The sequence below is a fragment of the Mesorhizobium sp. M0019 genome (assembly GCF_040323975.1).
Lineage (GTDB): Bacteria > Pseudomonadota > Alphaproteobacteria > Rhizobiales > Rhizobiaceae > Mesorhizobium.
Genome location: NZ_JAMYVK010000111.1, coordinates 1 through 4,805, shown reverse-complemented (window position 1 = coordinate 4,805; position 4,805 = coordinate 1). Strand labels below are relative to the sequence as shown.

Below are 4,805 nucleotides of genomic sequence, written 5' to 3'. Positions count from 1 at the left end.
CCCCTCGCGCAAAAGCGCAAAACTGTTCGCGATGTCCTCGCACATCTGTTCGCGATGTCCCCAGTCCAAACAAAGGGGAGAAGGGAAGACAAAACGGCGCCAGGCGATCTCTGTCTGCATTGTCGGGGGCAGTCATGCGTCTGAAGCGCCCTGCGTTCTTGACAGCGCGGGCCTCCAGGGACATGTGTCGGTCCACTTGAATTCGGGATTCTGAAATGACCAATCACTATGATGTGGTTGTGGTGGGCGGCGGTCATGCTGGTTGCGAGGCAGCCAGTGCCGCTGCGCGGGCTGGCGCCAGGACGGCGCTGGTGACGCTGCGCTTCGACACGATCGGCGTGATGTCCTGCAATCCGGCGATCGGCGGCCTCGGCAAGGGCCATCTGGTTCGCGAGATCGACGCCATGGACGGGCTGATGGGGCGCGTCGCCGATGCCGCCGGCATCCAGTTCCGCCTGCTCAACCGCCGCAAGGGGCCAGCGGTGCGTGGTCCGCGAACGCAGGCCGACCGAAAACTCTATCGCCTCGCCATGCAGGCGGCAATCCGCCAGCAGGCTGGCCTCGATGTCATCGAAGGCGAGGTGCTGGATTTCGAAATCAACAACGGGGAAATGGACGACGGACGCATCGCGGCGGTGCTATTGGCGGATGGAAGCCGGCTCGCCTGCGGCGCCGTGGTGCTGACGACCGGCACTTTTCTGCGCGGGCTGATCCATATCGGCGAGAAGAAGATCGTCGCCGGCCGCATGAACGAGCAGGCGAGCGTCGGCCTGTCGGCGACGATGAGCCGCGCCGGCTTCAGGCTCGGGCGGCTGAAGACCGGCACGCCGCCGCGGCTGGACGGCAGGACGATCGATTGGGCGTCACTGGAGAGCCAGGCGGCGGACGAGGACCCCGTGCCGTTCTCGCTGCTGACCGATCGCATCGAAAATCCGCAGATCCATTGCGGCATCACCCGAACGACCAATGCGACGCACGAGCTGATTCGCACCAATCTCGGCCGCTCGGCCATGTATTCGGGGTCGATCGAAGGCGTCGGGCCGCGTTATTGCCCGTCGATCGAAGACAAGATCGTCAAGTTCGGTGACCGCGAAGGCCACCAGATCTTTCTGGAGCCGGAAGGGCTGGACGACGACACGGTGTACCCGAACGGCATTTCGACCTCGCTGCCCGAGGACGTGCAACTCGACATCCTGAAGACCATTCCGGGGCTGGAGCGGGCAACCATGCTGCAGCCGGGCTATGCCATCGAGTATGACCATGTCGATCCACGCGAGCTCAAGCCAACGCTGGAAACCAGGCGGATCGCCGGCCTTTTCCTCGCCGGCCAGATCAACGGCACCACCGGCTACGAGGAGGCCGGCGCGCAAGGGCTGCTTGCCGGCTTGAATGCAGCGCGCAAGGCGTCGGCGAGCGAGGAAATCGTGCTCAGCCGCACCGAAGCCTATATCGGCGTGATGGTCGACGATTTGACCAGCCGCGGCATCGCCGAACCGTACCGCATGTTCACCTCAAGGGCCGAGTTCCGGCTATCGCTGCGAGCCGACAACGCCGATGAGCGGCTGACGCCACTGGCGATAAGGCTGGGGATTGCCTCGCCGGAGCGGATGCAGCGGTTCAACAATGGTATGCAAGACCTTGAGAAGGCGCGACAGCTCGCCCTCGGCACCACCATGACCCCCAATGAGGCAGCGCGCCATGGGCTCGAAATCAACCGGGACGGCGTCCGTCGCTCGGCCTATGAGTTGCTGGCCTATCCCGGCGTCGACATCGCTTGGCTGGCGCGGGTCGAGCCGGCTTTCGCGGCGATCGACAGCAAAACGGCCGAACGTCTTGAAACGGAAGCCAAATATTCTGTCTATCTCGACCGCCAGCAGGCCGATGTTTCGCAGATCAGGCATGAGGAGAGCAGGCTTATTCCCGAGTCGCTCGACTTTGCTTCTGTTCCCGGCCTGTCGAACGAGTTGAAGCAGAAGATGCTGGCACGCCAGCCGCGCTCGATTGCCGATGCGCAACGCATGGAAGGCATGACGCCGGCGGCGCTGGCGATTATTGTCGCCCATGTCCGCAATGCCGAGGCGGCCGCGCGAAAGCAGGTCGCGTGAGCGCTGCGTCCTGGGCAAACCTGCAGACGGCAGCGGGCCCGGTTTCACGTGAAACATTCGATCGCCTGGTCGAGTTCGAGGCCGTCTTCCAGAAATGGAACCGCCGGATCAATCTGGCCGCGCAATCGACGCAGGACGATGTCTGGCGCCGCCACATCCTCGACAGCGCGCAGCTGGCGCGAATCAAACCAGAGGCGAAGCGCTGGGTCGATCTCGGCTCCGGCGGTGGGTTTCCGGGCCTTGTGCTGGCCTTTTTGCTTGCCGAGCGGGACGGCGCCGGTATCGACCTGGTTGAAAGCAACCGGAAAAAAGCATCGTTCCTGCAAGCGGTCATCGGACAGTTCAGCCTGCCCGCCAAGGTTATCGCGCGCCGCATCGACGACAGCTATCCTCTTGTTCCAGCACCGCAAATCGTCACAGCCAGGGCACTCGCCTCGCTGCCGGCTTTGCTCAACCTGGCGGCACCGTGGCTGACCAAGGGGTCGCGCGGCCTGTTTCACAAAGGCCGGGATTACCGCGCCGAATTGGCAGAAAGCGCTCAACGATGGTCTTTCGATCTGGTAGAACATGCCAGTGCAACCGACGCGCAGGGCGTCATTCTCGAAGTATCCGACTTGCGACAGCACCCTGGCTTGTGACCGGCGACCCAAATGAATTTCTGGCATAGACCCATGATGAAGAACGGCCCCCGAATCATCACAGTCGCCAACCAGAAGGGCGGCGTCGGCAAGACGACGACGGCCATCAATCTGGCCACCGCGCTGGCGGCCATAGGCGAACAGGTGCTGATCGTCGATCTCGACCCGCAGGGCAATGCCAGCACCGGGCTTGGCATCGACCGGCGCGACCGCAGCGTCTCGTCCTATGATGTGCTGACCGGCGAGCTGGATCTCGAAGCGGCGGCGATCCCGACGGCGGTGCCTGGCCTGTCGATCGTACCGTCGACGCTCGACCTGCTCGGCATCGAGATGGAAATCGCCTCGGCGCCGGATCGGGTGCTGCGGCTGCGCAACGCGCTGCGGGCTTCGGCCGAGCGCTCGGCCAACTTCGGCTATGTGCTGATCGACTGCCCGCCGTCGCTCAACCTGCTGACACTGAATTCGATGGCTGCGGCCGATTCGGTGCTGGTGCCGCTGCAGTGCGAGTTCTTCGCGCTGGAGGGCCTGAGCCAGCTTTTGGAGACGGTCGAGCAGGTGCGCCGCTCGATCAACCCCGACCTGACGATCCAGGGCATCGTGCTGACCATGTTCGACGGGCGCAACAATCTCGCCAACCAGGTGGTGCAGGATGTGCGGGCGCATATGGGCGACAAGGTCTATGAAACCGTCATCCCGCGCAATGTCCGCGTTTCCGAGGCGCCGTCCTATGGCAAGCCGGCGATTCTCTACGACCTAAAATGCTCGGGCAGCCAGGCCTATCTGCAGCTTGCTTCGGAAGTCATCCGCCGCGAGCGCAAATTGCGTGTCGCCTAGCAGTAACCAACAAGCGATTCGATACCGAAACGATTTGGACGGACGATGAACGAAGACCCTTCGAGAAAAAGACTGGGACGGGGACTGGCGGCGCTGATCGGCGAAATCGATCGCCCGGCGGCTCCGGAAAAGCCCGGGCTGGCGGCCGACGGCAAGGTGCCGATCGAGTTCCTCAGCCCCAACCCGAAGAACCCGCGCCGGCATTTTGGCGACGCCGACCTGACCGACCTCGCCCAGTCGATCCGCGAACATGGCGTGGTGCAGCCGGTGGTGGCGCGGCCGTCGAAAACCCAAACGGGCCGCTACGAGATCATCGCCGGCGAGCGTCGTTGGCGCGCGGCGCAACGCGCCGGGCTGACCGAAATCCCGATCATCGTACGTGACGTCAACGATCGCACGGCGCTCGAACTGGCGATCATCGAAAACGTCCAGCGCACCGACCTCAACCCGGTCGAGGAGGCGCTGGGCTACCAGCAGCTGATCGACGACCACGGCTATACCCAAGCCGATCTCGGCCAGGTGATCGGCAAGAGCCGCAGCCATGTCGCCAATACGCTGAGGCTGCTGAAGCTGCCCGACGTCATTCGCGACATGCTGGTCGACGGCGCGCTCTCGGCCGGCCACGCCCGCACCCTGGTGACGGCCGACGACCCGGCCGGGCTTGCCAAGCGGATCATCGACGAGGGGCTTTCGGTGCGCCAGGCCGAAGCCTTGGCGCAGCTGCCGGTCGGCGCGCCGGCGGCAAAGCGCCAGCCCGCCGCACCGCCGCAAAAGGATGCCGACACACTGGCGCTGGAGCGGCTGATGACCAGCACGATCGGCATGATCGTCACGATCGAGCACAACCAGCGCGGCGGCGTGATCAGCGTCGCCTACCGGACGCTGGAGCAGCTCGACGAGCTTTGTCGAAGGCTGAAGCGGGAGTAGGTAGTTAGCCGGCGCATAAATATCCGGGTTGGGCAGAGACGCTGCTTCTGCTAAGCCTCAAGCTCTTGTTCACTCCAGGGTGCGCGGCTTGTCTTGCCAGCGTTGAAGGCTTGGCGCGGCTCTCCCTTCTCCCCCTGTGGGCCTGTTGCGCAGTAACCGGGGATGTTTGGATGGGGCGGGATCGCAGGGATTTCGCTCGTATTTGTGAGCTCCGCTCCCTTGTTTGGGGTTTCGGCGGCGGTTTCGGCCCGGGCGGCCGGGCTGCGGGCGCACCTATCCCGTGATGGCGGCCCATCGGCGC

4 protein-coding genes are annotated in these 4,805 nt (G+C 64.2%); all 4 read left to right on the top strand.

Annotated elements, in window-relative coordinates; translation table 11 throughout:
* The first annotated feature begins 215 nt into the window (after window positions 1-215).
* Genes mnmG through NKK47_RS34755 form a run of 4 tightly spaced genes read left to right on the top strand, consistent with a single transcriptional unit; the run spans window position 216 to window position 4,504 of the window.
* Window positions 216-2,105: a tRNA uridine-5-carboxymethylaminomethyl(34) synthesis enzyme MnmG gene (mnmG, locus tag NKK47_RS34770; protein WP_352579897.1), complete on the top strand. Its 1,890-nt coding sequence runs from the start codon at window positions 216-218 to the stop codon at window positions 2,103-2,105.
* On the top strand, window positions 2,102-2,743 hold the full coding sequence (rsmG, locus tag NKK47_RS34765; protein ID WP_023675929.1) for a 16S rRNA (guanine(527)-N(7))-methyltransferase RsmG: 642 nt from the start codon (window positions 2,102-2,104) through the stop codon (window positions 2,741-2,743). The genes mnmG and rsmG overlap by 4 nt, the downstream gene beginning before the upstream one ends.
* A 33-nt stretch (window positions 2,744-2,776) precedes the next feature.
* Complete coding sequence (locus NKK47_RS34760; RefSeq protein WP_084641031.1) at window positions 2,777-3,577, top strand: ParA family protein; 801 nt, start codon at window positions 2,777-2,779, stop codon at window positions 3,575-3,577.
* Between the two features lie 45 nt (window positions 3,578-3,622).
* Window positions 3,623-4,504 (top strand): ParB/RepB/Spo0J family partition protein, encoded by an 882-nt coding sequence (locus tag NKK47_RS34755; RefSeq protein WP_023675931.1) that lies wholly within the window; start codon window positions 3,623-3,625, stop codon window positions 4,502-4,504.
* The last annotated feature ends 301 nt before the right edge of the window (window positions 4,505-4,805 follow it).